Raw genomic sequence first — 24,257 nt, forward strand, 5'->3', positions numbered from 1 at the left:
CATCGCGTCCGTTCGCGAAACTGTCACTCCCGACGGTAATTGTTCAGTCCTGGCCGGTAGGATTTCTCTTCCAGAAACTGATCCATGCCCTTCTTGCGGCCCTGCTCGGGGTCGGTCGAATAGGTCGCCTGCGCCTTGGCGTAGAGATACTCTTCCGCCTCATCCCAAGACATCGATTTAAGTCTTCGGGCGGCGTCCTTGACGGCCCACAGGACGTGTGGATTTTTCTGCATCAGCTTGCGCGCCAGTGCCTGCGTATGTTCGCGCAATTGCGCTCGTGGCACGCTATCATTGACCAGGCGCATTGCGCTGGCTCTCTGTCCGTCGAAGGTATCGCCCGTCATCATGTAATAGGCCGCATCGGCCGGGCTGACCTTCTCGGCAAAGGCCTTTGCAACATTGCCTGCCGGAATGATGCCCCAGTTGATTTCTGATAATCCAAACACGGCTTCGTCGGCGCAAATGGCAAGATCGCAAGAGACAAGCGGCGTGAACGCGCCGCCGAAGCACCATCCGTTCACCATCGCAATGGTTGGCTTGGGGAAGGTCTGGAGGCGCCGCCACTGCCACGCCATCGAGTCGCGCCGCACCCGCATCACCTCGACCGGCGTCGCCTTGTCGACCTCCTTGAAATATTCTTTCAGATCCATCCCCGACGAGAACGACTCTCCTGCACCGGTCAGCACCATCACCTTGCAGCGATCGTCGAGTTCGAGCGCGTCGAGGACCTGAAGCATTTCGCGGTTAAGAGTTGGGCTAAGCGCGTTCTTCTTCTCCGGGCGATTCAGCGTCACCCAGGCGATGCCGTCGTCGTGATCGATCTTGACGGTCTGCCAAGTCTGGTCCGCGCGGCTTGCTGCTGCCGGTTCAAGATGTGCCATTGATAGTCCTGACGTGAGGGTTGTTATCGTTTTTCCAGACCGGCCTTTTCCGCGACTTCTTTCCACAACTTGACCTGGTTGCGAACCTTGTCGGTCACCTCGGCGGGCGTGCTTGAGACGGGTACGCTGCCGAGACTTTTCAGTTTTTCGGAGACCGTCGGCACTGCGATGGCGCGGCGGATTTCGGCATTCAGCTTGTCGACGATCGGCTTGGCGACGCCTTTCGTTGTCGCGATTCCGGTCCAGGCTAGCACCTCGAACCCGGGCGCGCCGCTTTCCGCAACGGTGGGAACATTCGGCAGCGACGGCCAGCGCTCTTTACCGGAGACGGCGAGCGCGCGGAATTTTCCTGCCTCGATCTGCCCGAATATGGCAGTTCCTGGCGCGATGATGAAATCGACGTTGTTCGACAGCAGCGCCGTCACCGATCCGGCGTCGCCGCGATACGGGACGTGGACGAACTTGCTGTTGAACGATACGCCGAACAATTCAGAGCACATATGCTGACCGGTGCCGACGCCGGCAGTTCCGACCGTCAGCGTTCCCGGCTTCTCACGCGCTTCCTTCACCAGATCGGCAACCGATTTGAACCGCGAGTCGGCTCCCACCACGATGAAGAACGGAAATTCGGACACGGTCGAGACGAAGGAGAAATCCTCGACCGGATCGAAGCCGAGCGACTTGTTAAGCGCTGGCGATATGACGTGGCCGGTGGTGAAGAGAACGATCGAATAACCGTCGGGATCGGCCTTGGCGACGGCATCCGAGGCGATGTTGCCGCCGGCTCCGACCTTGGCCTCGTTCACCATCCCGCTTTTGAAGGTCTTCGACATCTCTTCCGCCAGCACGCGCGAGATCGTGTCGGCATTGCCGCCCGGTGCGAAGCCTTGCAGGAAGCGGATCGGTCTCGTCGGATAATCCTGAGCCCAGGCTGAGCCGAACGCAAATATCGCCCCGAGCAGGGCGGCAGTTATCCGCAGCATCTGGCAGTCCTCCCGATAACGCTTTTTGTTATCGGGAGGGTACCCGGTCTTAGGCAGCGCTGACAATCGCGCCGGCCGCGTGCGCCAGAAATTCTCGCGTGAGCGCGACATCGGCCTGCGACAGGCCGTGACCGGCGGGCAGGGTGCGATGCTGCACTTGGGCTCCCGCATTGCCCAATTGCGTGGCCAACTGCCCGGCATTGTCAGCCGAAACCATTGAATCCATCGATCCCGACAGGATCAGCACCGGCTTGCCCACGAGATCAGACACGGGCGGTTGCGACAGCGGCACCATGGCGCGGATCAGCACTGCTCCGGCAAGCGCCTCCGGACGCAGCAGCAAGGTCGCCGCCGCGATATTGGCGCCGTTCGAGAAGCCGAGGGCGATCGGCGCGGTGAGACCGTAGGCGCTGCGCGCCTCCTGGACGAAGTCGGCAAGCTCGTTGGCGCGCCGCTTCACGTCATCCTCGTCAAATATGCCTTCTGCCAGCCTGCGGAAAAAACGCGGCATGCCGCCTTCCAATACTTTGCCACGCGGCGATAGCAGCGACGCTTCCGGCGCGACCATGTGGCCAAGATTGATCAGGTCATTCTCGTCGCCGCCGGTGCCATGCAGCAACAGCAGTGGTGGGATGTCGCGGTCCCCGCCGGGCTCGAAGCGGTGGATGAAGGAAAGTCCGGTTGCGGGTTTGGTCATCACGAAACCTCTTACATCACAGGGTCCTCCTCCCGTCACGGATGACGGGAGGAGCAATGTGTGTCAGGCAAGCGCGGGCAGAACTTTCTCGATCTCGCTGCGGCGTTTCTCATAGACACCGGGCAGCTTGAGCGATTGCCCGAGCGCTGCCACCGGCTCCTCGATGGCGAAGCCGGGCACATCGGTGGCGATCTCGAACAACACATGTCCGGGCTCGCGGAAGTAGATCGAGCGGAAGTAATTGCGATCCTTCTGCTCGGTCGGTTGCAGGCCGTGATTTTCGACCAACTTCTTCGCCATCGCGAGTTCTTCGGCGTCGTCTGCGGCACGGAACGCGATATGATGAACCGAGCCGCCGCCCATGCGGCCCGGCAGGAACGCGCCGGCCTCATGGATGTCGACGATGCCGCCGATCGCGGTGTCGCCGGCCTTGTATCGAACGAGTTGACCTTCGCGTCCGATCTCGCTGAAGCCGAGCACATCGGTCAGGATCGCGCCGGTCGGTGCGGCCTCCTTCAGCAGCAGGTTTACGCTGTGAAAGCCACGGATCGCCGCGTCCGAAGGAACGCCGCTGCCGCCCCAGTGAGGCTCGCCCTCGATACCCGGCACGCCGATCAATGCGAGCCGCATTCCATCGGGGTCTCGGAACGAGGCGATGGTCTCACCGAAGCGTCGCGCCGGTGCGTCATGGGCCACGCCCTTGTCGACAAAGCGATGCATCCAGTAGCCGATCGCGCCTTCCGGTACCCGGAAGACCGTCTCCTGTGTCTCGCCGATACCGAGCCGTCCCGGTGCGACATGCTCCCACGGAAAGAAGGTGAGAATGGTGCCGGGCGAGCCGGCCTCGTCACCGAAATAGAAATGATAGGTGCCGGGATCGTCGAAGTTCACGGTCTTCTTCACGAGGCGAAGCCCCAGCGTGCCGGTGTAGAAGTCGAGATTGCGACGAGCGGGTCCGGCGATCGCCGTGACGTGATGGATGCCGTGTCTGCTGCTGGTCATGGCCAAGCCCTCCAAATGCGCTGAGGCGCCGGTTGCCGGCGTGCTCGCTTCGATGCGAGATTTATTGATCCCCCTGGAGTTTCAAATAGTTAGATTGCCAACATATTGGTTCTATGTCGGAACCAATGTGCCATTCGTTGGCAATTTCGGCTTGTGCTGATGGCGGCGCCAATCACCGAAATCCGGGCCTTCGGAGGCGCGCAACCAAGGGCCGTAGTTAACTGTTTCATAAAGCTTTTGATGCATTTTCACATGGAAATAAAGCGGTTTCCTCCTTCTGAGCCCAGCGGTTGTTCCGGTTCTCGTTGGCTCTCCCCCGTCGGACTTTGTCGATTGGCCTCAGAAAGAGGGCGAGCAGCGGAATCTTGCAATGACCTTGAATGCGACTGCGCAGGAAGCGCAGACCGAAATGCCCGTAACGGGAGACTGGCAGAACACTGTTCCCGCGCGCGCCGCGGTGGTACCGACCCAGATCATCAGTTTCGCCATCGGCAACGACCAGTATGGCGTCGACATTATGGCGGTACGCGAGATCAAGGGCTGGTCCGAGATCACGCACCTGCCGCGTCAGCCTGATGCGGTGCGCGGTGTACTCAATCTGCGCGGTGCCATCGTTCCCATCATCGACCTGCGCTGCCGCTTCGGTCAGGGACTGACCGAAGCCTCACCGATCCATGTGGTCATCATCGTGCAGGTTGGCGTGCGTCAGGTCGGACTGCTCGCCGATCGTGTCCTCGACATCGTTTCATTCGATCAGGGGCAGGTTCAGCCTGTCCCGAAGATCGCACAGGCATCGCGTATCGATTTTCTCTCCGGACTGGTCACCTTCGAAAGCGCCATGATCGCGCTTATCGATCTTCACAATCTTCTCTCTGTTCCCGTCGGCGATTCCGAACGGCCGCAGGCAAACTAGGCTGGCTCCCCATGTTCAAGCAACTCTCGATCTCAACCAAGCTGTACGGCTTGTTCACCGCGATGACGCTGATCATTGCGACGCTGGCTTTCATCTCGGTCTTCAACTCGCGCTCGTTCATGGAACGCGAGCGCGAGATCGAGACCGCATCGATCGGTGCGCGCAACGTCGAACGGGTCAACAGCCTGATCTACGCCGTGGTGATGGAATCCCGAGGCATCTATATGTCGCCGGATGCCGCAACCGCGAAAAGATTCGGCGCGGGTCTTCTCAAGTTTACCGATGAGATCGGGACCATCGTCAAGGAGTGGCAGACGCTCGTCGGCGCCGACGATCGTGAGCAGTTCGACGCTTTTGCGAAGCGAATTGCCCAGTTTCAGGAATTCCGTCGGGAGACGGTTAGACGTGGCGTCGAAATAAATCCTGCAGCGGCACGCGAATACGGCGACAACGACGCGAACCGCGAAGTGCGGACGGCCCTGAACAAGGATATGGAAGCTCTTGCGCGAATCTATGCGCAGACCGCCGCGCGTGGCCATGAGATGATCGAAGCGGACATGTATCGCACGACCATCCTGATGGCGGTGCTGGGCCTGCTCGGATTGCTGATCGCGGCCTTTGGCATCTTCACAATCTGGCGTGGCGTCGTTGGACCGCTTAACCGTCTGGTCGGTACCATGGGCGAACTCGCCCAGGGCAAGGTGGATATCGTGGTTCCCGATGAAGCTCGCGCCGATGAGATCGGCAAGATGGCACGCGCGGTTCTGGTCTTCCGCGACGCCGAGATCGAAAAGCGTCGGCTGGAGGCTGTCAGCGAGCAACAGCGGCAGCAGAGCGAAAGCGAACGCGAACGCAATGCCCGCGAGCAGGAACGCATTGCCGAAGAGCAGGCGGGCGTCGTCCGAGCGCTCGCAGGCGGTCTCGGACAGGTCGCGTCCGGCGATCTGACGGTTCGACTGAACGAGGGCTTCACTGAAAGCTATCTGCAGCTTCGGGACGACTTCAATACGACCGTCGCGCAATTGCAGGACACGATGCGCGTTATTTCCGCGTCGACCCGCGACGTCACCAACACCGCGACGGAAATCGCAACCTCGACCGCGGATCTGTCTCAGCGCACTGAAGAGCAGGCGGCGAGCCTGGAACAGACTTCGGCCTCGATGGAGGAAATCTCCACCACGGTGAAGAAGAACGCAGAGAACGCACAGCAGGCCAATCAGTTTGCGATTGGAACACAGGATGTCGCCGATCGCGGCAGCGCCGTGGTGGCGCAGGCCGTGGATGCGATGGCGCGGATCGAGGAAAGCTCGAAGCAGATTTCCGACATCATTGGCGTCATCGACGAAATCGCGCGGCAGACCAACCTGCTGGCCTTGAATGCTGCGGTGGAAGCCGCACGAGCAGGCGAGGCCGGCCGCGGATTTGCGGTGGTGGCGTCCGAAGTCCGCAGCCTTGCACAGCGGTCGTCGCAGGCAGCCAAGGACATCAAGGATCTGATCGGCAACTCTTCGAGCCAGGTGCAGGAAGGCGTCGATCTGGTGAACCGGGCCGGCGCCGCCCTGGCGGAGATCGTCGCGTCGATCCGGCAGGTCGCCGAGATCGTCTCGGACATCGCTGTCGCAAGCGGCGAGCAGTCGACCGGAATCGGGCAGGTCAATATTGCGCTCAGCCAGATGGACGAGGTGACACAGCAGAACTCCGCGCTGGTGGAACAGAATGCATCCGCCGCCAAGGCTCTGGAAGAGCAGTCACAGATGATGACCGAGAGCGTCAGCAAGTTCCGGGTCGGAAATGACATGCCCCAGCCAAGCGCGCGCATGTCGGCCGGCGCCTCGCGTGGACATGTTTCGAAATCGGGCCAACGGCCGGCGGCACGTCCGGCCGCCGCAATGACCCGCGGCAACACCGCGCTCGCGAAGTCACCCGAACAGGAATGGGAAGAGTTCTAGGACGATCATGGTGCGGAAACCTCACAACGCCGCGGTCGCGATCGGATCGATGGAAGTCGCCATTCCGGACGCGCCGCGGGAGTTCGTCTTCTCGGACGCGGATTTCCGCAGCCTCGTGGCACTGGCCCGCGAGCATGCCGGGATCGCGCTGTCCGACAGCAAGCGCAATCTCGTCTACACGCGGGTTTCGCGCAGATTGCGCGCCCTGGGTTTTACGGCCTTCAGGCAATACCGCGACTATCTCGCGGAGAACAATGCCGAGCTGGAAAGCTTCATCAACGCGATCTCCACGAACCTCACGAAATTCTTCCGCGAGTCGCATCACTTCGATCATCTTCGCAGCCAGGTCGTTCAACCGTTCCTGAAAGGCGGCCATCGAGGCGATGGACGCTTCCGGATTTGGTCGGCGGGCTGCTCGACAGGCGAGGAGCCCTATACGATCGCATCCGTGGTGCGGCATGAAATGCCGAAGGGGGCACGTCACGATATCCGCATTCTCGCGACCGACATCGACACCGATGTGCTCGCCAAAGCTGCACGAGGAATCTACCCGAGCTCCGGCTTCGAAAGTGTCCCGCGCGTCTACCGCGATTATTTCGAGCCGGCGAATGAAGGCCGCAATGCGGACAGTCTGATGGCGAGCGAAGATCTCCGTTCGCTGATTGCATTCCGCCGGCTCAATCTGATGGATCCCTGGCCCTTTCATGGAAAGTTCGACGCGATCTTCTGCCGCAACGTGATGATCTATTTCGACAATGCGACCAAGACTGCGTTGATCGACAGGTTTATCCAAAGCATCAAGCCGGGTGGCTTTCTTTACATCGGCCATTCGGAATCGTTTCACGGGACGCATCCCGAGCTGCAGCTTATCGGCCGCACGACCTACCGGAGGAAGGCATGAGCGCGGCGGTAGCGGCCCGAGCGGTCGCTAGTGGACGGAATGAGGCGGGGGCCGCGGGCACGCGCCGATTTTACGACGCGTCCGCCGGAACATGGATGGTTAAGGTTTTTCCGGGAGAGTTCTACGTGACCGGGGACGCCGACGAGACGCTGGTTACGGTGCTGGGCTCATGCGTGGCGGCGTGCATTCGCGATCCGCGTCTTGGGATCGGCGGCATGAACCATTTTATGCTGCCACAGGGACGCACCGGCGGCTGGGGCCGCGATCCCGAGTCGACCCGCTTCGGCAATTTCGCGATGGAAAAACTCATCAATGAACTGATGAAGATGGGATGTTCGCGCGAGAACCTTGAAATCAAGGTGTTCGGTGGCGGCAACGTAACCGAGAGCAACATCGCGGTTGGAAGCGACAACGCGCAGTTTGCGCTGCGTTACCTCGAAGCTGAAAGACTGCGGTGTGTCGCTCAGGATCTAGGCGGGCGTTTCCCTCGCCGAATTCACTATTCGCCGGCCACAGGCCGCGTGGTGCGACGCCTTCTCGGCCGCGACGCGACCGGCGCTGTTGCGCGGGACGAGCTGGAGCACTCAAAGCGTCTGTCGACGCGGGCGCCTGCCGGCGAGATCGAGCTTTTTGACAATTAGGGGCGGGTGATGGGTAAGCCGGTACGAGTTTTGATCGTCGACGATTCAGCATTGATTCGGCAGCTGCTGACCACCTTGCTGTCCTCCGACCCCGAGATTGAAGTGGTCGGGACTGCGGACGATCCGTACGCTGCGCGTGATCGCATCAAGGCACTCAACCCTGATGTGGTGACGCTCGATGTAGAGATGCCGCACATGGATGGCATCACGTTCCTGCGCAAGATCATGACCTTGCGGCCGATGCCCGTGATCATGGTTTCGACGTTGACCCAGGCCGGTGCTGACATCACGCTCGAAGCGCTCGAAATTGGAGCGGTGGATTTCATCGCGAAGCCATCCGCCGACGCTGCCCACGCATTGCCGGCGCTGGCAAGTGAGTTGCAGGCCAAGATTAAGGCCGCCGCTCGCACGCGCATGTCCGCACGAGCTGCCATGACTGCTCCTGCGGTCAAGAAAGCCGCTCGCACGGTGCGACATAACGGCAAGATCGTAGCGATCGGTGCATCGACAGGCGGGGTCGAGGCGCTGAAAACGGTCTTGATGAACCTGCCGTCGGACTGCCCGCCCATCGTAATCACCCAGCATATGCCGCCACGTTTCACCGCCGCGTTCGCACAGCGCCTCAACCGCGAATGTCCAATGGCGGTCTCCGAGGCGGTGGATGGTGACGTGATCGAGCAGGGCCATGTCTACATTGCGCCGGGCTCCCACCATCTGCAGGTCGTCAAGGCCGGAGCCGGCTATCGCTGTGCACTCGATGACGGACCGCCGACAAGCGGTCACCGGCCGTCGGTCGACGTACTGTTCCGGTCGGTCGCACGTGTCGTCGGGCGATCCGCGATCGGCGTTATTCTGACCGGCATGGGCAAAGACGGCGCCGATGGCCTGCTCGAATTGCGCAAGGCCGGCGGACTGACGATCGGCCAGGACGAGGCATCATCGCTGATTTACGGAATGCCGCAGGTGGCATTCGAACGCGGTGCCGTAATGCGCCAATGTTCGTTGAACCAGGTCGCTGACGCAATTCTCGACGCCTACGAGGGCAAGATGGGATCGCCAGCCTCGCAGCGCATGGCACAGGCGGGTTGAGACGGACCATTTGCAATGACGATTTTAGAGATGAATTGAGGGGACGGTTATGAAACTGCCGAAGGTGCTCGATCTGGCCGCCGCCATTACGCTCCATGAAGAGATTCTACGGGAAGCACAGGCTGTGGGCGGCGTGCGGGTGGACGCGTCCGAGGTTGAGGTGCTGACGCTGCCATGTCTCCAGATATTGCTGGCTGCCAAGCGGGACACCAAGGTCTGGATCGATCAGCCATCGGACGCCTTCATCCAGACTTTCGCCGATCTCGGGCTCGAGTGGAGCCTCGGCATGCAGGAAGTACCTGAACCTGCCGCTGAAACGCCGGTGGAGGCGTCGATGCCGCATGACGAGGGGAATGCTTCGGCCATGGATATCATCGAAGAGTCAGCGTCTGCGATCGGCAACCTGCGGATTCTGACGATCGACGATTCCAAGACCATGCGCGACATGCTGATGCTCACCCTGGTGGATGCCGGGTTCGACGTGATTCAGGCCGTCGACGGCAAGGATGGCATCGACATGCTCGAGCGCGAGAATGTCGACGTCGTCATCACCGACATCAACATGCCCCGCATGGACGGATACGAGGTCGTGCGCCAGCTGCGTGCGCGCCCCGAGCACAAGACAACTCCGATTCTCGTCCTCACCACCGAAAGCGAGGCCGAAAAGAAGAATATCGCACGCGCAGCGGGCGCCACGGGCTGGTTGGTGAAGCCGTTCGATCCGGAGCGGTTGATCGCCACGGTTCGCAAGGTGGCCTGCTAGGAAAGGACGACGCCGATGGCGAGTTTCGATCAACTCAAGCAGACCTTTTTCGACGAATGCGCGGAAGGGATGCAACTGATAGAGCAGGGCCTGAGCGATATGCGCGAAGGCCTCGGCTCCGACGATACCGTCAACGCCGTGTTCCGCGCGGTGCATTCGGTGAAGGGTGGTGCCGGTATTTTCGGTTTTGAGGCGCTGGTTGGTTTCGCCCATGTCTTCGAAACCACATTGGACGCGGTCCGGCGCGGCGACCTTGTCGCCACCACCGAAGTGATCGACGTCATGCTGGCATCAAGCGACGTCCTCTCCGATCTGGTGCAGATTTCGCGCGCTGGCGACACTATTCCCGAAGGTTTTGGCCAGGATTGCCGCGCGTCGCTCGAGGGCTTGCTCGGCAATCATTCCTCGGGTGAAGAGGAAGCCCCAGCGGACTTCGACGGCCTGGATTTCGTTCCGGTGCGGGTGGATGGCGAGAACGCCGGATCCGACGAAATGTCGGATTTCGATGGCATCGACTTCACGCCGGTGATGGCAGACCTTGCGTCCGAAGAGCCGGTCTCGCGGTCGTTCGAAATCGCATTCTCTCCCAATGCCGACATGCTCAAGAATGGCAGCGATCCGCTGCTCGTCATGCGGCAATTGCGCCAGCTCGGGCACCTCGAAATCTCGGCAAACTGCGAGCGGCTGCCGGATCTGACATCGTTGCGGCCGGAAATCGCCTATCTCAGCTGGAACGGGACGCTGCGCACCGATGCGACGCGCGAACAGCTCAGCGACATTTTCGATTTCGTGGGCGACTGCGAGATTGCCATCACTGAAATCGGCGCAGTCGCCGCCGAGTCCGTAGCTGCCGAAAGCTCGGCCGCGCCGGCTGAATCGCTTCCGGTGCTGGAGGTTGCCCCGCCGGTGGTGCCGGCTGCGACGCCGGCGCCGGTGCCTGTTCAGGCTTTACGCCCTGCGGCTGATCCGAAACCGCAGCCGACCCAAGAGGCGGCTCCCGCACCGGCCGACCGCGCGTCGGCCTCACCAGCCGCGCCTGCGGAAAGATCAGCGCGGCCTGGCAAACCTGCGGCGACCACGACACGTATCGAACTCGAAAAGATCGACCGCGTGGTCAACATGGTCGGCGAACTTGTCATCGCGCAGGCGATGCTCGGCCAGATCGTTCACGATCTGCCTGAGGGCGTAAGCGACCGGCTCTCCCAAATTCTGGACGAGGTGGTTCATCACACCCGCGAGCTGAAGGACGGACTGATGTCGATGCGCGCGCAAGCGGTCGGCACCGTCTTCCAGCGGATGCCGCGGCTTGTGCGTGAAACCGCGCAGAAGGTGGGCAAGAAGATTCGGCTCGAGCTGTCCGGCGAGACGACCGAGGTGGACCGCTCGATCATCGAGCGGCTGACCGACCCGTTGACCCATATCATTCGCAACTCGGTCGACCACGGCATTGAACTGCCGGAGGTCCGCGTCGCCGCCGGAAAGAACGAGGAAGGGCTGATCCGCCTCTCCGCCGACCATCGTGGTGGCCGGATCGTGATCGAAGTGAGTGACGACGGCGGCGGCATCAACACGGAGAAGGTTCTGCAGAAAGCCCGCGAGAAGGGCTTGGTGAGCGCGGACGCAGCGCTCACCGATGACGAGATCAACAATCTGATCATGATGCCGGGGTTCTCGACCGCCGATGTCGTCTCCGACATATCCGGCCGTGGCGTTGGCATGGACGTGGTGAAGACCAACATCCAGGAGATCGGCGGGCGTCTTTCGATGCAGTCGGTTCGCGGCAAGGGCACGACCATCCAGTTCTCGTTGCCGCTGACCCTTGCGGTGATGGACGGCATGGTCATCAAGGTCGGTCGCGAAACCTATGTCATGCCGATGTCGATGATTGTGGAATGTCTGCGGCCGCCGCGCTCCAGCATCAACAATCTGGTCGGGACACGCGGCATGCTGCAACTGCGTGGCGATCTTGTGCCGCTGGTCTATCTCGGCGACCTGCTGCATATCGGCTCCTCCGCCGATCTGTCTGGTGAGTGCGTTGTGATCATCACGGATGCCGGCGACGGCACCAGGCTGGGACTGGTGGCCGACGAGCTGTGCGGACATCAACAGGTCGTGGTCAAGAGCATCGAGGAAAGCTACGGCCCGGTGCCTGGGGTCGCAGCAGCCACCATCCTCGGCAATGGAAGTGTTGCGCTGATTCTCGACGTCGAGAAGCTCTCCGATCTTGCGGTAGAGACGTCTTCGCCGGCCGCTGCGCAAAAGGGAAATACATTCGCTAAAGTTGCATGACATTGGGCTACGAGCAGGGCCGACCCAGTGTCGTCCGTCGAGTTGAGGAGAATGAAAAATGCCAAATGCGGTGGCGCTTAAGGTCCTGGTGGTCGACGATCAGGAAAGCGTGAGGAAGATGACGGCGATGATCCTGGAGCAGATCGGCATCCGTCTCATCCATGAAGCCGAGAACGGGAAAAAGGCGATGGAAATCGCCTCGCTGCAACCGATCGACCTGATCCTGTCGGACTATTACATGGACGAGATGGACGGACTCGACCTCCTGCGCGCCGTGCGCGGGCATCCGGTTGTGCGGCGTGTGCCGTTTATTCTGCTGACCGGCCGCGGCGATCGCGAGCTCGTGGTCAAGGCTGCGCAGGCCGGGGTCAACAACTATCTGATCAAGCCCTTTACCGCTCAGGTGCTGCGTCAGAAAATCGAACAGGTTATGGGAAAGCTGTCGTAAATGAATGCCGGTGCTGCGTTGGGTATCGAGCCGGATGTCCAGCCGGCGGATACCGCCGCGCCGGATGGCGCGCTATCGGAAATCGCAGCTTTGCTCGGCGTCCTCGCGACGCTGTTTCTGGATAACGTTCGCGAGTTGGAGGACACGGTCGCCCGCGTGACCGATATCGTCACGCGCGACGGAAGGCCCGATCGCGAGTTGATCGTGACGCTGCAAAGCTTCGATCGGCTGAAGCAGGAGTTCGAGGCCTTGAGCGGCGCGCTGGCGCGGTATGCGGATTCGACCAACTTGCTTCCCGCGGCAGGCGATGGACCGCGCGTCCCGTTCGGTCGCGATGTCATTCACGACATCACGTTGGCCGACCTGAAGGAGCGCTTTCTGGACCGGCTGGAAAACGGGCTCGGAACGGTATTCCAGCCGTTGCCGGAGCCGTCGGAATCCGAGCTCGAGGTCGACATCATCTTCTAGGAAGTCGAGCCAAACGTCAGCTTCGCTTTATCCGCTTTTCCCTGCCAGGCTGCGATTTGCGCGTTCCAGCATGCGGTGAAGTCCGCTGGTCATCTCCGGCACCTGCTCGGGTCCCAGCTTGCGATAGGCGTCCTGCCTGGCAAGCAGGAGCGCATCCATGTGGCACTGGATCACTTCGGCGTCGTAGGGCGCGCCGTTTTTCACGGTGTCGAGTACCCTGCACAGATTGTCGGAAATGAAGCTGACCAGGCTGAGACCCATGGTTGTGCCGGTGTCACGCAACTGACGGCAGCGCCGATAAATCACCTCGACCTGCCCCTGGTCCGCTTGCCCGCCCTCCACGGCGTGGAGCGCTTTCATCAGTTCCTGCACTTCGTGCTCGACCCAATCCACATACTCGGTTCTGAAGTCCTCGATCTGCGAATCGGCCTGTTGGATCGCAACCTCGCGCGGGACGCCGCCCGGACGCTGCGCCAGTTCCTGAAATCGGGTCTTGACCGCAAAAATGCGCACATTCGTCGGGGTTTTGTCGGTCATTCGTTCTGTCCCGCGCGCGCGGCCTGAAACAGACTATCGATGTCGTCCTGTTCTAGGTTGGGTTCGGTCGCGTCCGAGACCTCGATCGTCTTGTCGCTGGCCCGGCGGCCGACGCCGGTGGGATAGCCTTCGATCTTGAAGCGCCGATCGGGCCCAAAATAGGTCGGACAATCGATGAATTGGCGCCGGTCGAATGCGATCCAGACCAGGCGGTCATAAAGCGTCGTCGGCGACATCGGCTTGGCTACCACCATGCTGGCGCCGGCGTCACGAGCCTCTTTCACCGTCGATTGCTGGGCGTCGCTGGTCATGATCAGGATCGGCAGCGTTCGATTTTCGTTATCCGGATTACGGCGGATCGCCAGCGTGACGGCGAGGCCGTCCTGGGGCGGGAGCTTGGCATCGAGGATCAGAATATCGATCTTTTGCTGCATTAATGCGGAGAGAACGTCCGCCGCATCTGCAGCCTCGAGAATACGATTGGCGCCAAAGCCGCGCAGCATCCCGTAGACAACCCGTCGGGTATAGGTGCCCGGATCCGCAATCAGGATCGTGAGGTCGCGCAGGTTGACCGAGGCGGTCTTCAGTGATCGTGACTTTGGTTCAGCGGCTTGCACGATAGTCACTCGAGGCGTCGGCGCCGGACGCGTCATACGCGATGGGCAAGCGATATTAATCGCCGATTGAGGATAACGGGCGGTTAACGCAGGAACTGCCCGCGGCGCCGGTAGCGCCAAGCTCCGCTCGCTGTGCCCGCTCTCGAGGCTGGGCTTGGCGACGTCCCTTAAGCCCGCGCCGGTATCGGCGTTCCAATGCCGGGCGCGGTGATCTAGAACGCGTGCCGGGGAGTATGCCATGGCAGCCAATCGTGACTTTTCGACCGCAACCCGGATCGTGCGCAGTAGCGGCCGAAGTGCGCAAGCCGTCACAGCCGACATCTGCGTGGTTGGTGCGGGGATCGCCGGCGTATCTGCGGCACTGGAGGCGGCGGCTCTCGGCCGCAAGGTCGTACTCGCAGATAGCCTGCCGGCGCTCGGCGGGCAGGCGGTGAATTCGATCATCGGCACGTTCTGCGGTCTGTTCGCCAATGGCTATAATGGCCGCCAGATAACCCACGGCATCGCTGACGGCATTCTCCGCGATCTCGGCGCGCAGGGTGCGCTGCACTACCTGCGCGGCGGTCCCTCCAACACCACCGTCGTTATGTATGACGAGATCGCGCTGTCGCGCTGGATCGAAGAGGCGGTCCGCAAGGCCGATATCACGGTCCTGCTCGGGGCGGTCATGCGCCACGTCGTGCGGGATGGTGGCCGCGTCCGTTCGATCGAATTTGCGACGCGGTACGGTGATGTCACGGTCGCCGCGACGGGATTTGTCGATGCCAGCGGCGATGCGGCGCTGACCTTTGAAGCCGGCTTCGCCTGTCGGGAGAATGCGGACGGTCCGCTCTATGGCAGCCAGATGGTAGTGCTGGAAGGCATCGATGAGGCCAACCATCCGGCGCGTCCGGAGATGATCGCGCGCCTGAAAGAAAAGGGCGGGAAATATGGTCTGGTCCGGCGGGATGGATTTTCGTTCGTCTTTCCCGGCCGTGGGATTTCGCTGATCAACCTGACGCATGTGGAAACCCCGCTGGAACCGATCGCAGCATCCCACAACGCGCTCCTTGGCAAGGCAATGGCGGACGACGTCGTTCGATTTCTCAGGGCCGAATATCCCGACACTTTTTCCAAGGCGCGCGTGCGCGCCTATGGCTTTCCCGGTATCCGCCAGACCCGCTGGATCAAGGGTCGGCAACACCTCACCGTCGACGACGTGCGCGCCGGCACCCGGTTTGCCGATGCCGTTGCGCGCACTGGCTGGCAGATCGAGCTGCACGACCGGGCCGATGGCACGGCCTGGGAGCCATTCGACGACGATCACCTGCATACTGTGCCGTTGGGCTCGCTCATCCCGGAGGAGGCAGACAACGTGGTGGCCGCCGGCCGTTGCATCGACGGCGATAGCGCCGCCTTGTCCAGCGTCCGGGTGATGGGACCGTGTATCGCGATGGGGGCGGCAGCGGCACATGCCCTGGATCTGGCGGGGCAAGGCAGTGTGCGGCAGATCGATATCGCGGCGCTCAGAACGCGTATTGCCGCGAATCTCGATTAGGCCGAACAGAAAACAAGATGGGAAGGGGACCGTGACCGATCCCCTTCAGTTTAAAGAACAGAATGGCGGCTTCAGGCCGCCATCTGATTGAGCGAACTTTCTGCAAGCTTGCTGAGGCTCGCGTCCGTCTTCTTTTCCTCGTCCAGGTTCTGCTTGAGAAGCCGGGCGGCGTCGCGCATGCCGAGCTGGTCGGCCCATGCGATGAGCGTGCCGTAGCGCGAAATCTCGTAATGCTCGACCGCCTGCGCACCGGCCAAAAGGCCGGCATCGTGCGCGTCGGACGTCTTGAACTCCTTCATGATCTCCTGACCTTCCTCGACGATGCCCAGGATCGCCTGGCAGGTCTTGCCGCGGGCGGGCTTCTCCATCAGCTCGAAAACCTGTTCGAGTCGCTCGATCTGGCCCTCGGTCTCGGTGTGATGCTTTTCGAAAGCGGCTTTCAGCTCGTCCGAGTGAGCCGCCTTGGCCATTTTCGGCAGGGCGGACAGGATCTTCTTCTCGGCAAAGTAGATGTCTTTCAGGGTATCGTGGAAGAGATCTTCCAGCGTCTTTTCCTTGGCAGCCATTTACGCCTCCAGCGGTCGGGAATGCCGTTGCAACCGCGCGCGAGGCATAAGGTTCCTCCCCGGCAGGTTGCACCAGCGCAAATTGAGCCGCCGACACGTCATGAACCGACCATCCGTCAGCTCCGACCAACTTCAGTCTGCGGGAACAGCTGCCGGATAACGGAGTTACACGGCCATGAGCAAGGTCATTTCCATCGCTGCGGTCCGTTCGGAGAAGATGAAGCAAGCGCTTTCGGTGCTGAGCCGAAACGGGGAGGCGGCGATCATCGAAGCTCGCACCGGATCGATACTCGCCGAAAGGATCATATGCCGCGACCAGTTTGCGGAAATCCTCGACAACGTCGGCGATTATCTGGTGCTGGAATATGCGAACATCCGTTCGATCCGGCCCGCCGTGGTGACCCAGACGAGCGTTGTCAATGCCAGCGGTGGATTCCAGTTCGTTCCCCAGCTCAAGGCCACGGCACGAACGGTTCCAGTCCTGCCATTCGCGCCGCGGCAGCGCCGCAGGCCTTGAGGCGGCGGCTCCGTCACGGTATCCGCAGTAGCGGCTCGCCCATCCGGATTTTCGTGCCTTCCTGCACCCCCGGCTGCAGTTCAAACCCGTCCGGTGCGAACACGATGATGGTGGAGCCGTGCTCGAACCAACCCATCTCCTGGCCCTTGGATAACGTGACGTCGCAGCCGATGGTGCGCGCGCCCCGGTAGTGCATCCCGAGTGTCAGATCGAGGAAATGCAGCCGGACGCTGGCCACGAGAATGGCCGCGACCGGCACCAGCGTCACCAGCCAGCCGCCCGGAAGCCTCGTGCGGATGACGGCGCGCTCGTTCCGGCAGAACAGCTTCTCGATGCGCTTGAGCGCAATCGGATTGACGTTCCAGGTGTCGCCGGAAATCGCCGTCACCTGCTCCACAACACAGTCATAGGGCGCGTGGAAGCGATGGTACATGCTGGCCGTCAGCCGCAGGGTGACGTAGCGGCCGTTGCGGTACGCAGCGTCGAAGGCCGGGTCGGCCACGAGTTCGGATAACCGGTAGGGCAGGCCCTTCACCTGAAACAGCTGACCGTCGGTGATGCGCCCGCAAGCCCCGACAGTGGCGTCGCAGGGACTGACCAGAGCGGTCGGATCGCGATCGACCGGCCGCGCGCCTTCCCTCAGTTCTCGCGTGAAGCAATCATGCATGCTGGTGAAGCTGGTCTTCTTCGCATCGCTCAGATCGAGGTCCGAGAACAGCCGCCAGATCCCGATGGCAGCGTCACGAACGATCGGCTGCTCGACCTTGCTTAGCCAGCCGATGAATTGTGTCGCCCACCGCCGCGGAATGCGGTTGGTGAGGAGAAAATTGAGATCCTCGCTGAGGAGATCGAACAGTCTACGTAATGTCATCATCCTGTATTCTTCTTTGCTTAACCGCATCGGTCATGGATTCGTCACACGCCGCCTTCGCCCTCTACGCCACCGGTGCGGCGGCACTGGTGGCGCTGCTCCCGAAAGTCCGAGCGCGCCTTATGCTGTCGGGCGCCAAGCACAGGTCGCTCGAGGGACATTCGCGCATGTCGCGCCGGCTCGCCTCGTTCATTCCCTTCTACGAGTACAATGAGGCAGAGTTTTTTCGTGCCGATCGTGCACCGGATGACGTCGTTGCGAGGCGTCGCGCAGGGTTCGGTCAGCTCGCCGACTATTACCGCGCGCATTTTCCGATAACCGCGCAACTCTCGGCCGAGGCTGCTGAGGACATCTCCGACCTGAAGTTCACCGCGCGATATCGCGTTCCGTTTCAGTTCAGCAGGATCGTGCGCGACAATCTGAAGGGCGGGTCGTTTCTGCAATCGTCGCGCGGCGTGATGGTTACCGATCTCGACGGCAACAGCTTCTACGATCTGACCGGGTCGTACGGAGTCAACGTCTTCGGTTACGATTTCTACAAGGAGTGCATCGCCAGGGGCGCCGAAAGAGTGCGCGATCTTGGCCCCGTGCTGGGTGGCTATCATCCGGTGATCGTCGACAATGTCCGGCGCCTGAAAGAGATTTCCGGTCTCGACGAAGTCTCGTTCCACATGTCCGGCACCGAGGCCGTGATGCAGGCGGTGCGGCTTGCCCGCTATCACACGAAGCGCACGCATCTCGTGCGTCTGTGCGGCGCCTATCACGGTTGGTGGGGCGACGTGCAACCCGGCATCGGCAATCCGCTTCCCGCCGATTATACCTACACGCTGAGCGACATGTCGGAAAAAACGTTGCAGGTGCTTCGGTCCAAAAAGAATATCGCCTGCGTTCTCGTAAATCCGCTCCAGTCGCTGCACCCGAATGCAAATGCGCCGGGCGATTCGTCCCTGATGGACGGTTCGCGTCGCGCGCATTTCGATCGCGCGGCCTATTCGGAATGGCTGCGCCAGCTCCGGCAGGTTTGCAGCGAGCGCGGCATCGTGTTGATTTTCGACGAGGTTTTTGTCGGCTTCCGGCTCGCGCGCGGTGGCGCGCAGGATTATTTCGGTGTGAAGGCCGATATGGTGACGTACGGCAAGACGCTCGGAGGCGGGCTGCCGGTCGGCGTGGTTTGCGGCCGTGGCGATCTGATGCGGCGTTTCCGCGAGGACCGGCCCGCCGATATCTGCTTCGCGCGCGGCACGTTCAACTCGCACCCCTATGTCATGGGAGCGATGAACGAATTTCTCACCCGGCTCGATGAACCGGAACTCGCAAGTGCCTATGATGGGCTGGACGAGACTTGGAACGCGCGCGCTGCGGCGCTCAATGCACGGCTTCAGGAGGAAAATCTGCCGGTGCAGGTCGCAAATCTGTCCTCGATCTGGACCGTGCTGTACACGCGGCCGTCGCGCTACAACTGGATGCTGCAATATTATCTGCGCGCTCACGGTCTGGCCTTGAGCTGGGTCGGCAGCGGCCGGCTGATCTTCAGCCTGAATTATACCGAGGCGGATTTTGCTGCTGTGACGGACCGGTTCGTTGCCGCAGCGACCGAGATGGAGCGGGATGGCTGGTGGTGGACCGATCCGTCCACCACCAACAAGTCGGTCAAGCGAGCGCTGTTGAGAGAGATCATCGCTCACCGGTTGGGCACCCGCTGATCGGCTGCTGCGGATAGTCTCAACCCGGCTGGCCTCACAGCGGCCGCAACGCGACCTCTTCTTCGTCATCATCCTCGCCAGGCCGATGCTTGCCGTGGTTTGGGTCGATCAACTCGCCGCGCAGAAGATAGAGCGGCGCCTTGTAGTAGAGCTTGATGTCGTGGAACGGGTCGGTGAGGATCTTGGTCGCCCAGACGAGGCCGGTCTGCACGTCGCGAATGAAGAACAACTGGATGGTGCGGGCGATCAGGCCGCCGAGACCGAGAGCGAGCCAGATTTTTGCAGTCTGCCGAATGAAGTCCGCGACACCGGTTGCCGGCTCGAAAATGCCGAACAGGGTCGGGTCCGCCAGCAGCACGAGCGGTGACAAAGCCCAGATCGTCAGCAGCACGATCTTGCGCTGCAGGTTATACCCGACCTTGATGTCTTCCTTGTGCTCATGGGTGGCGTGATTGATGTGGTCGTAGCCCTTGGGCTCGAAGAAGAAGTGCCCCGCCTGCCGCGTCGTCATCGCCACCAGCCACCCGATCAGAGCCGCCACGGCCGGGTCGAAGAAGACCAGCACATAGGCGGTCAGGAAGCTCAGCGCGCTCACCAAATGAAGCGTCTGATTGATTCGGCTGTGATGATAGTAGCGGTGGTCGTCCCAGCGCTGTTCGCGCAGCGCCTCCAAGAAACCCATGACACATCCCTTGTTTGACGAGTGTGATCGATAATATCGGCCGGGCAAGCTGTGGCCGTGTCAGCTACGCGATGCTGGTGCTGTGGCCGTGGTTCGAAACGCCGGTAGTGCGTTGACCATCCGCGGACATGTCAGCAGCATTCAGTGCGGCTTTCTTGCGGAACCGGATCAGCGCGAAATGGCCAAGCGGCGGCATTTTGCGCCGTTCGACCAGCTCGATGCTGGGCGTGCGCGACTCCCAGGCGAGATATCGCTCCCAGCCGAATTCGGTGCGCCAGCCGAGCTTGCGCGCGGCGGGTGCAACGAAATGTTCGATCGAGCGCCGCAATCCGTTTTCCTCGCTGAGCCGGCTGGCGAGAATGATCTCTCCGCCGGGCTTCAGAACCCGCGCGAACTCGTCGAGCGTTGCTTCCGGGCGCGGGACCGTGGACACCACATATTGAGCCATCACGACATCGAAGGAATTATCCGGAAAGTCGAGATTGCTCGCGTCCATCACTGCGAGTTGCTCGACATGGGTCAGCCCCATCCCGCGGACACGCATACGCGCCTTTTCCAGCATCAGCGCGGAGATATCGATGCCGACGATGCGGTTCTTCGGGGAGTAATCCCTGAGCGCAATGCCGGTGCCGATTCCGACTTCGAGAATGCGTCCGCCGATCCGTTCAGCCGCTTCGATCGCGGCTTGGCGGCCTCGCTGGAAAATCGGACCGAACACGATGTCGTAAACAGGCGCCCAACGATCGTAGGCGCCGATGACCGCTTCCTTGTTGATGTTCTGCTGAGCCTTCATGTGTTACGCCAATCGAAGTCGGGTTAAAGGTGAGGACGGACCGGTCGCACTGAAAGTCGCACCCGCTTTGATCGCGACGGCTTTCGGTTGAGCGGCGCAAGGGCCCACGTAGCCGGCAAACGCTATGCACCGGCCGATCATCGGCTCTCGGACGTTGGTAGAATCAATCCTGTGAAACTATTACGAAATGAGATGTCAGCTTTATTACAGCGCGCGTGTGTGGCTGCGCGGTATCCAAGGGCTCTGCGTTGTTCCGCGTGAAGTGCGTCGCTAGCCCAGGTCCATACAGTTGCAACTGCCGCCCGGAGAATCCGGTGACGACGTAGCGAGGAAGAAAATCTCCGGTCGGGCGACCGCATCCAGCGAAGTTCCAAGCTTATCGCGCCGGATGAGCCGCGGGGCTAGCCCGGTCAAATAAGCGCTATCGCCCCAATAGCGCTCCTTATTTTGCCCGCCTTCGGGTAGAATCATGCATCCACGAAAGCCGGGGGCGGCATTCGGGTACGCGGCGGTTCATGAACATCATACTCGTCAAGATTCTGGCGACGGCACTCGCATTCAGCCAGGCAACGACCCGGCCGGAGGCCATCAAGGCCGAGTTCAATCCCGCCACCGACACCGCCGAGGTGCAGCAATTGTTGCAGGCCGGCTGCCTCCACATGCGCAGATCATTTGATATCGAGCAGATCAATCTCGACGACCTGATCGCGACCGCGATGGACGACAAGGGCGCGTTCGGCGACGAGATCAAGGTCTTGAAAGGACTGTCTTTTTCCGATCTCCACACGGTCTACCGGCAATTCTGCAAGGGCGAGGCCGTGCAGAATTCCCCGGTTGATCTGACCGAAGTCATCCAGTTCTACAACGATGCATTGAAAGATCTGCCGGATGCAGGGCAGTTGAAGGGCATGACGCTGCCGGGCATGAGCGTTATCCTCGACGGCAAGGGCGAGCGCTTCGCCGAAGTGTTCACGCCCGAAAACCGGCGGGTCTGGGTCCCGATCACGACGATCCCGGAGACCGTCCGCAACGCCTTCATCGCCGCCGAGGACAAACGGTTCCGCCAGCATAGCGGCGTCGACGAGCGCGGCCTGGTCCGCGCCTTTGTCGGCAATCTGGCGCAGCCCGGCCGGCCGCAGGGTGGATCGACCATCACCCAGCAACTCGCCAAGACCATTCTGGTCGGCAACGACATCACCTACGAACGCAAGCTGCGCGAGATCATCGTCGCCTCGAAAATCGAGCGGCTGCTGAGCAAGGACGAGATCCTCGAGCTTTATCTGAACTCGATCTATCTCGGGCGCGGCGCCTGGGGCGTGGAGATGGCGGCGCAGGGGTATTTCGGAAAATCCGTCAGCGCGCTCACGCCGGTCGAGGCCGCGTTCATTGCCGGGCTGGCCAAGGGCCCGAGCTATTTCAGTCCCGATCGCAATGCCGGCCGCACCCGCGATCGGCTAGCCTATGTGCTGGGCCGCATGCACGAGGACGGCATGATCGCGTCGGTCGATCCCAAGGTGCAACTGCCCGGCATCATTCCCTACGAGCGTTTGCGGCAGAATACGGGCTACCATTTCGTCGATCACGTCGCTCGCGAGGCGCGTTCGATCCCCGAAATCGGCTCGCTCAACGCAAAATCCTATGTCGTGCGCTCGACCATCAATCCGGACCTGCAGCGCGCCACCGAGTCTGTGCTGCAGGAAGCGCTCGCGCGTTACGAGTTGAATACCGGCCGCTACAAGTTCGAGGGTCCGGAGGCAACGATCACCGACGCGCTCAAGACCATGACCGACGAGCGCCGCGGCGCCGATCCCGCCTGGCTCGCGGCCCTGAAATCGGTGCGGCTGCCGCTCTATGACGTGCATTGGGAACCCGCCGTCGTGCTGGAGAATGGCCGCAGCAAGCGCGGCGAGGTCACCAATGTCGGCCTGATGGATGGCCGCATCGTGCCGCTCAATCCCTGGAACGCGGCGACCCGGCGCAGCCTGCAGGTCAACGATGTCGTTTATGTCCGGATCCGCGAAGCCGCAAAGAAGCAGGGTGCGCGCGCCGAGTTGCGGGTGCGGCCGAATGTGCAGGGCGCGGCCGTGGTGCTGGAAAACAAGACGGGGCGCATCCTGGCGATGACCGGCGGTTTCTCCTATCCGCAAAGCCAGCTCAATCGCGCTGTCCAGAGCGTGCGCCAGCCCGGTTCGACGCTGAAGCCGGTCACCTATCTCGCGGCGTTGCGCAGCGGCCTGCAGCCGAACACGCTGGTGATGGATTCCTCGATCGTGCTGCCGCCGATCGGGCAGCAGAACAGTGCCCGCGCCAAGGATTACTGGGCGCCGCGCAATGCCGGCGGTGGCGAAGGCAGCGCCGTCACGCTACGGCGTGCGCTGGAGGATTCGCGCAATCTGGCGACCGCGCAATTGATGGCCAACGGCATCGAAAGCAGCGCCGAGCAGGGCCTGGACCGGATCTGCGAGCTTGCCGTCGAGGCGCAGCTCTACAAGGAATGCAATCGCTTCTATCCTTTCATTCTCGGCGCACAGCCGCTGCGGATGATCGATCTCGCCGCGTTCTACGCTGCCATCGCGAATGAGGGCGCGCGCCCGGTGCCGCATGTGATCGATTCGGTCGAGCAGGGGGGACGGCAGGTCTTCAAGGCCGACAACAACTCCGCCAGCTGGATCGGTTCGGTCGACCGCGCCTCGTTCTTCCAGCTCAAGTCGATGCTGCAGGGTGTGCTGGCGCGAGGGACCGCGAGTTCCGCGAGGCACCTCGCCACCTATGCCGCCGGCAAGACCGGCACCACAGACAATGAACTCGATGCCTGGTTCGTCGGCTTCACCAATGACGTCACCGTCGCCCTTTGGGTCGGCTACGACAATGCCGAAGGACGACGCACCCTTGGCCGCGGCCAGACCGGCGGGCGCGTCGCCCTGCCGATGTTCGAGCCGATCCTGGACGCGGTGTGGCGCACCCATGCGCCGAAAGTCGCGTTGAGCGGTCCGTCAAAGGACGCCTTGCGCGAACTGGTGGCGGTGCGGATCGATCCCTATACCGGCGATATGGGCCAGGCCGGTGCGCAAGGTGGAGGCGCGGTCGAATATCTGAAGCGTGACTCGGTCGGCGGAATTGCCGATACCCGCTACAAGATCGTTTCGCGCGGCGACAATTACTACATGTATCGCGGCGGCGACGGCTACGAAGAGGATGGCAGTCCGGTGCAGCGCTGGCCCTATGACAGCCGTTACGGCACGCGCGATATCTATCCACCGCAATCGGGTTACAATTCCGGATATTATTACGGCCAGCGGGTGCAACCGCGCTCGCCGGAGTTTCCGGAAGACTACCGCCCGGGCGCTCCGCGCCGTATCGATCCGGATTACTTCTTCGGATTTTTTGGGCGCAGGCCCTATTGAGCGGCA

At 61.6% G+C, this 24,257-nt stretch carries 23 protein-coding genes; 13 read left to right on the forward strand and 10 right to left on the reverse strand.

Annotation, left to right across the window (positions count from 1 at the left end; translation table 11 throughout):
• Positions 1–23: 23 nt before the first annotated feature.
• From AC5I5I_RS18525 to AC5I5I_RS18540, 4 genes are all read right to left on the reverse strand, one after another.
• Entirely contained in the window at positions 24–881 is an 858-nt protein-coding gene (locus tag AC5I5I_RS18525; RefSeq protein WP_495975804.1) for a p-hydroxycinnamoyl CoA hydratase/lyase, read from the reverse strand.
• Between the two features lie 23 nt (positions 882–904).
• Positions 905–1,864, reverse strand: a complete 960-nt coding sequence (locus tag AC5I5I_RS18530) for a Bug family tripartite tricarboxylate transporter substrate binding protein (RefSeq protein WP_495975405.1) — start codon at positions 1,862–1,864, stop codon at positions 905–907.
• 49 nt (positions 1,865–1,913) lie between these two features.
• Positions 1,914–2,561 (reverse strand): alpha/beta hydrolase, encoded by a 648-nt coding sequence (locus tag AC5I5I_RS18535; protein WP_495975406.1) that lies wholly within the window; start codon positions 2,559–2,561, stop codon positions 1,914–1,916.
• Between the two features lie 63 nt (positions 2,562–2,624).
• The gene (locus AC5I5I_RS18540; RefSeq protein ID WP_495975407.1) at positions 2,625–3,563 is read right to left on the reverse strand and encodes a ring-cleaving dioxygenase; all 939 of its coding nucleotides are present in this window, start codon (positions 3,561–3,563) and stop codon (positions 2,625–2,627) included.
• A gap of 370 nt (positions 3,564–3,933) precedes the next feature.
• Between AC5I5I_RS18540 and AC5I5I_RS18545 the strand changes: the two genes are divergently transcribed.
• The 9 genes from AC5I5I_RS18545 to AC5I5I_RS18585 all read left to right on the forward strand — a co-directional run bounded on the left by AC5I5I_RS18545 (position 3,934) and on the right by AC5I5I_RS18585 (position 13,024).
• Positions 3,934–4,476, forward strand: a complete 543-nt coding sequence (locus AC5I5I_RS18545) for a chemotaxis protein CheW (RefSeq protein WP_495975408.1) — start codon at positions 3,934–3,936, stop codon at positions 4,474–4,476.
• Positions 4,477–4,487: 11 nt separating this feature from the next.
• Positions 4,488–6,425 (forward strand): methyl-accepting chemotaxis protein, encoded by a 1,938-nt coding sequence (locus AC5I5I_RS18550; protein ID WP_495975409.1) that lies wholly within the window; start codon positions 4,488–4,490, stop codon positions 6,423–6,425.
• A gap of 10 nt (positions 6,426–6,435) precedes the next feature.
• On the forward strand, positions 6,436–7,326 hold the full coding sequence (locus AC5I5I_RS18555) for a CheR family methyltransferase (protein ID WP_495975410.1): 891 nt from the start codon (positions 6,436–6,438) through the stop codon (positions 7,324–7,326).
• Positions 7,323–7,967, forward strand: coding sequence for a chemoreceptor glutamine deamidase CheD (locus AC5I5I_RS18560; protein ID WP_495975411.1), 645 nt, complete (start codon positions 7,323–7,325; stop codon positions 7,965–7,967). Before AC5I5I_RS18555 ends, AC5I5I_RS18560 begins: the two co-directional genes overlap by 4 nt.
• A 9-nt stretch (positions 7,968–7,976) precedes the next feature.
• A complete protein-coding gene (locus AC5I5I_RS18565) occupies positions 7,977–9,056 on the forward strand; it encodes a protein-glutamate methylesterase/protein-glutamine glutaminase (RefSeq protein ID WP_495975806.1) in 1,080 nt (359 codons plus the stop codon).
• 364 nt (positions 9,057–9,420) lie between these two features.
• Positions 9,421–9,819 carry a response regulator gene (locus AC5I5I_RS18570; RefSeq protein ID WP_495975808.1) on the forward strand — a complete coding sequence of 133 codons (399 nt, stop codon included), beginning with the start codon at positions 9,421–9,423 and terminating at the stop codon, positions 9,817–9,819.
• 15 nt (positions 9,820–9,834) lie between these two features.
• Positions 9,835–12,108: a chemotaxis protein CheA gene (locus AC5I5I_RS18575; protein WP_495975412.1), complete on the forward strand. Its 2,274-nt coding sequence runs from the start codon at positions 9,835–9,837 to the stop codon at positions 12,106–12,108.
• A gap of 58 nt (positions 12,109–12,166) precedes the next feature.
• Entirely contained in the window at positions 12,167–12,556 is a 390-nt protein-coding gene (locus tag AC5I5I_RS18580; protein WP_495975413.1) for a response regulator, read from the forward strand.
• Positions 12,557–13,024 carry a hypothetical protein gene (locus tag AC5I5I_RS18585; protein WP_495975414.1) on the forward strand — a complete coding sequence of 156 codons (468 nt, stop codon included), beginning with the start codon at positions 12,557–12,559 and terminating at the stop codon, positions 13,022–13,024.
• Positions 13,025–13,051: 27 nt separating this feature from the next.
• On the opposite strand, the gene AC5I5I_RS18590 is transcribed toward AC5I5I_RS18585, so the two are convergent.
• Together AC5I5I_RS18590 and AC5I5I_RS18595 are read right to left on the reverse strand one after the other, a co-directional pair.
• Positions 13,052–13,561, reverse strand: a complete 510-nt coding sequence (locus AC5I5I_RS18590; protein WP_495975415.1) for a hypothetical protein — start codon at positions 13,559–13,561, stop codon at positions 13,052–13,054.
• Positions 13,558–14,418, reverse strand: coding sequence for a response regulator (locus AC5I5I_RS18595; RefSeq protein WP_495975416.1), 861 nt, complete (start codon positions 14,416–14,418; stop codon positions 13,558–13,560). The genes AC5I5I_RS18590 and AC5I5I_RS18595 overlap by 4 nt, the downstream gene beginning before the upstream one ends.
• Here AC5I5I_RS18595 and AC5I5I_RS18600 point away from each other — a divergent pair.
• The gene (locus AC5I5I_RS18600; protein ID WP_495975417.1) at positions 14,417–15,715 is read left to right on the forward strand and encodes an FAD-dependent oxidoreductase; all 1,299 of its coding nucleotides are present in this window, start codon (positions 14,417–14,419) and stop codon (positions 15,713–15,715) included. The two genes, AC5I5I_RS18595 and AC5I5I_RS18600, sit on opposite strands and share 2 nt — an antisense overlap.
• Before the next feature lie 71 nt (positions 15,716–15,786).
• Here AC5I5I_RS18600 and AC5I5I_RS18605 read toward each other — a convergent pair whose 3' ends face one another.
• Entirely contained in the window at positions 15,787–16,281 is a 495-nt protein-coding gene (locus tag AC5I5I_RS18605) for a YciE/YciF ferroxidase family protein (protein WP_495975418.1), read from the reverse strand.
• Between the two features lie 175 nt (positions 16,282–16,456).
• Between AC5I5I_RS18605 and AC5I5I_RS18610 the strand changes: the two genes are divergently transcribed.
• Complete coding sequence (locus tag AC5I5I_RS18610) at positions 16,457–16,798, forward strand: hypothetical protein (protein WP_495975419.1); 342 nt, start codon at positions 16,457–16,459, stop codon at positions 16,796–16,798.
• Positions 16,799–16,811: 13 nt separating this feature from the next.
• Here the strand turns inward: AC5I5I_RS18610 and asd are convergent, their stop codons facing one another.
• Positions 16,812–17,669: an archaetidylserine decarboxylase gene (gene asd, locus AC5I5I_RS18615; protein WP_495975420.1), complete on the reverse strand. Its 858-nt coding sequence runs from the start codon at positions 17,667–17,669 to the stop codon at positions 16,812–16,814.
• A gap of 35 nt (positions 17,670–17,704) precedes the next feature.
• Here asd and AC5I5I_RS18620 point away from each other — a divergent pair, with 35 nt between their 5' ends.
• Complete coding sequence (locus AC5I5I_RS18620) at positions 17,705–19,372, forward strand: aminotransferase class III-fold pyridoxal phosphate-dependent enzyme (protein ID WP_495975421.1); 1,668 nt, start codon at positions 17,705–17,707, stop codon at positions 19,370–19,372.
• A 34-nt stretch (positions 19,373–19,406) separates the two neighbouring features.
• Here AC5I5I_RS18620 and AC5I5I_RS18625 read toward each other — a convergent pair whose 3' ends face one another.
• Both AC5I5I_RS18625 and AC5I5I_RS18630 read right to left on the reverse strand, forming a co-directional pair.
• Positions 19,407–20,054 (reverse strand): DUF962 domain-containing protein, encoded by a 648-nt coding sequence (locus AC5I5I_RS18625; RefSeq protein WP_495975422.1) that lies wholly within the window; start codon positions 20,052–20,054, stop codon positions 19,407–19,409.
• A 64-nt stretch (positions 20,055–20,118) separates the two neighbouring features.
• Positions 20,119–20,847 carry a class I SAM-dependent methyltransferase gene (locus AC5I5I_RS18630; RefSeq protein ID WP_495975423.1) on the reverse strand — a complete coding sequence of 243 codons (729 nt, stop codon included), beginning with the start codon at positions 20,845–20,847 and terminating at the stop codon, positions 20,119–20,121.
• Positions 20,848–21,362: 515 nt separating this feature from the next.
• Here AC5I5I_RS18630 and AC5I5I_RS18635 point away from each other — a divergent pair.
• Positions 21,363–24,251: a penicillin-binding protein 1A gene (locus tag AC5I5I_RS18635; protein ID WP_495975424.1), complete on the forward strand. Its 2,889-nt coding sequence runs from the start codon at positions 21,363–21,365 to the stop codon at positions 24,249–24,251.
• Positions 24,252–24,257: the final 6 nt, after the last annotated feature.

It is taken from the genome of Pseudorhodoplanes sp. (genome assembly GCF_059499825.1).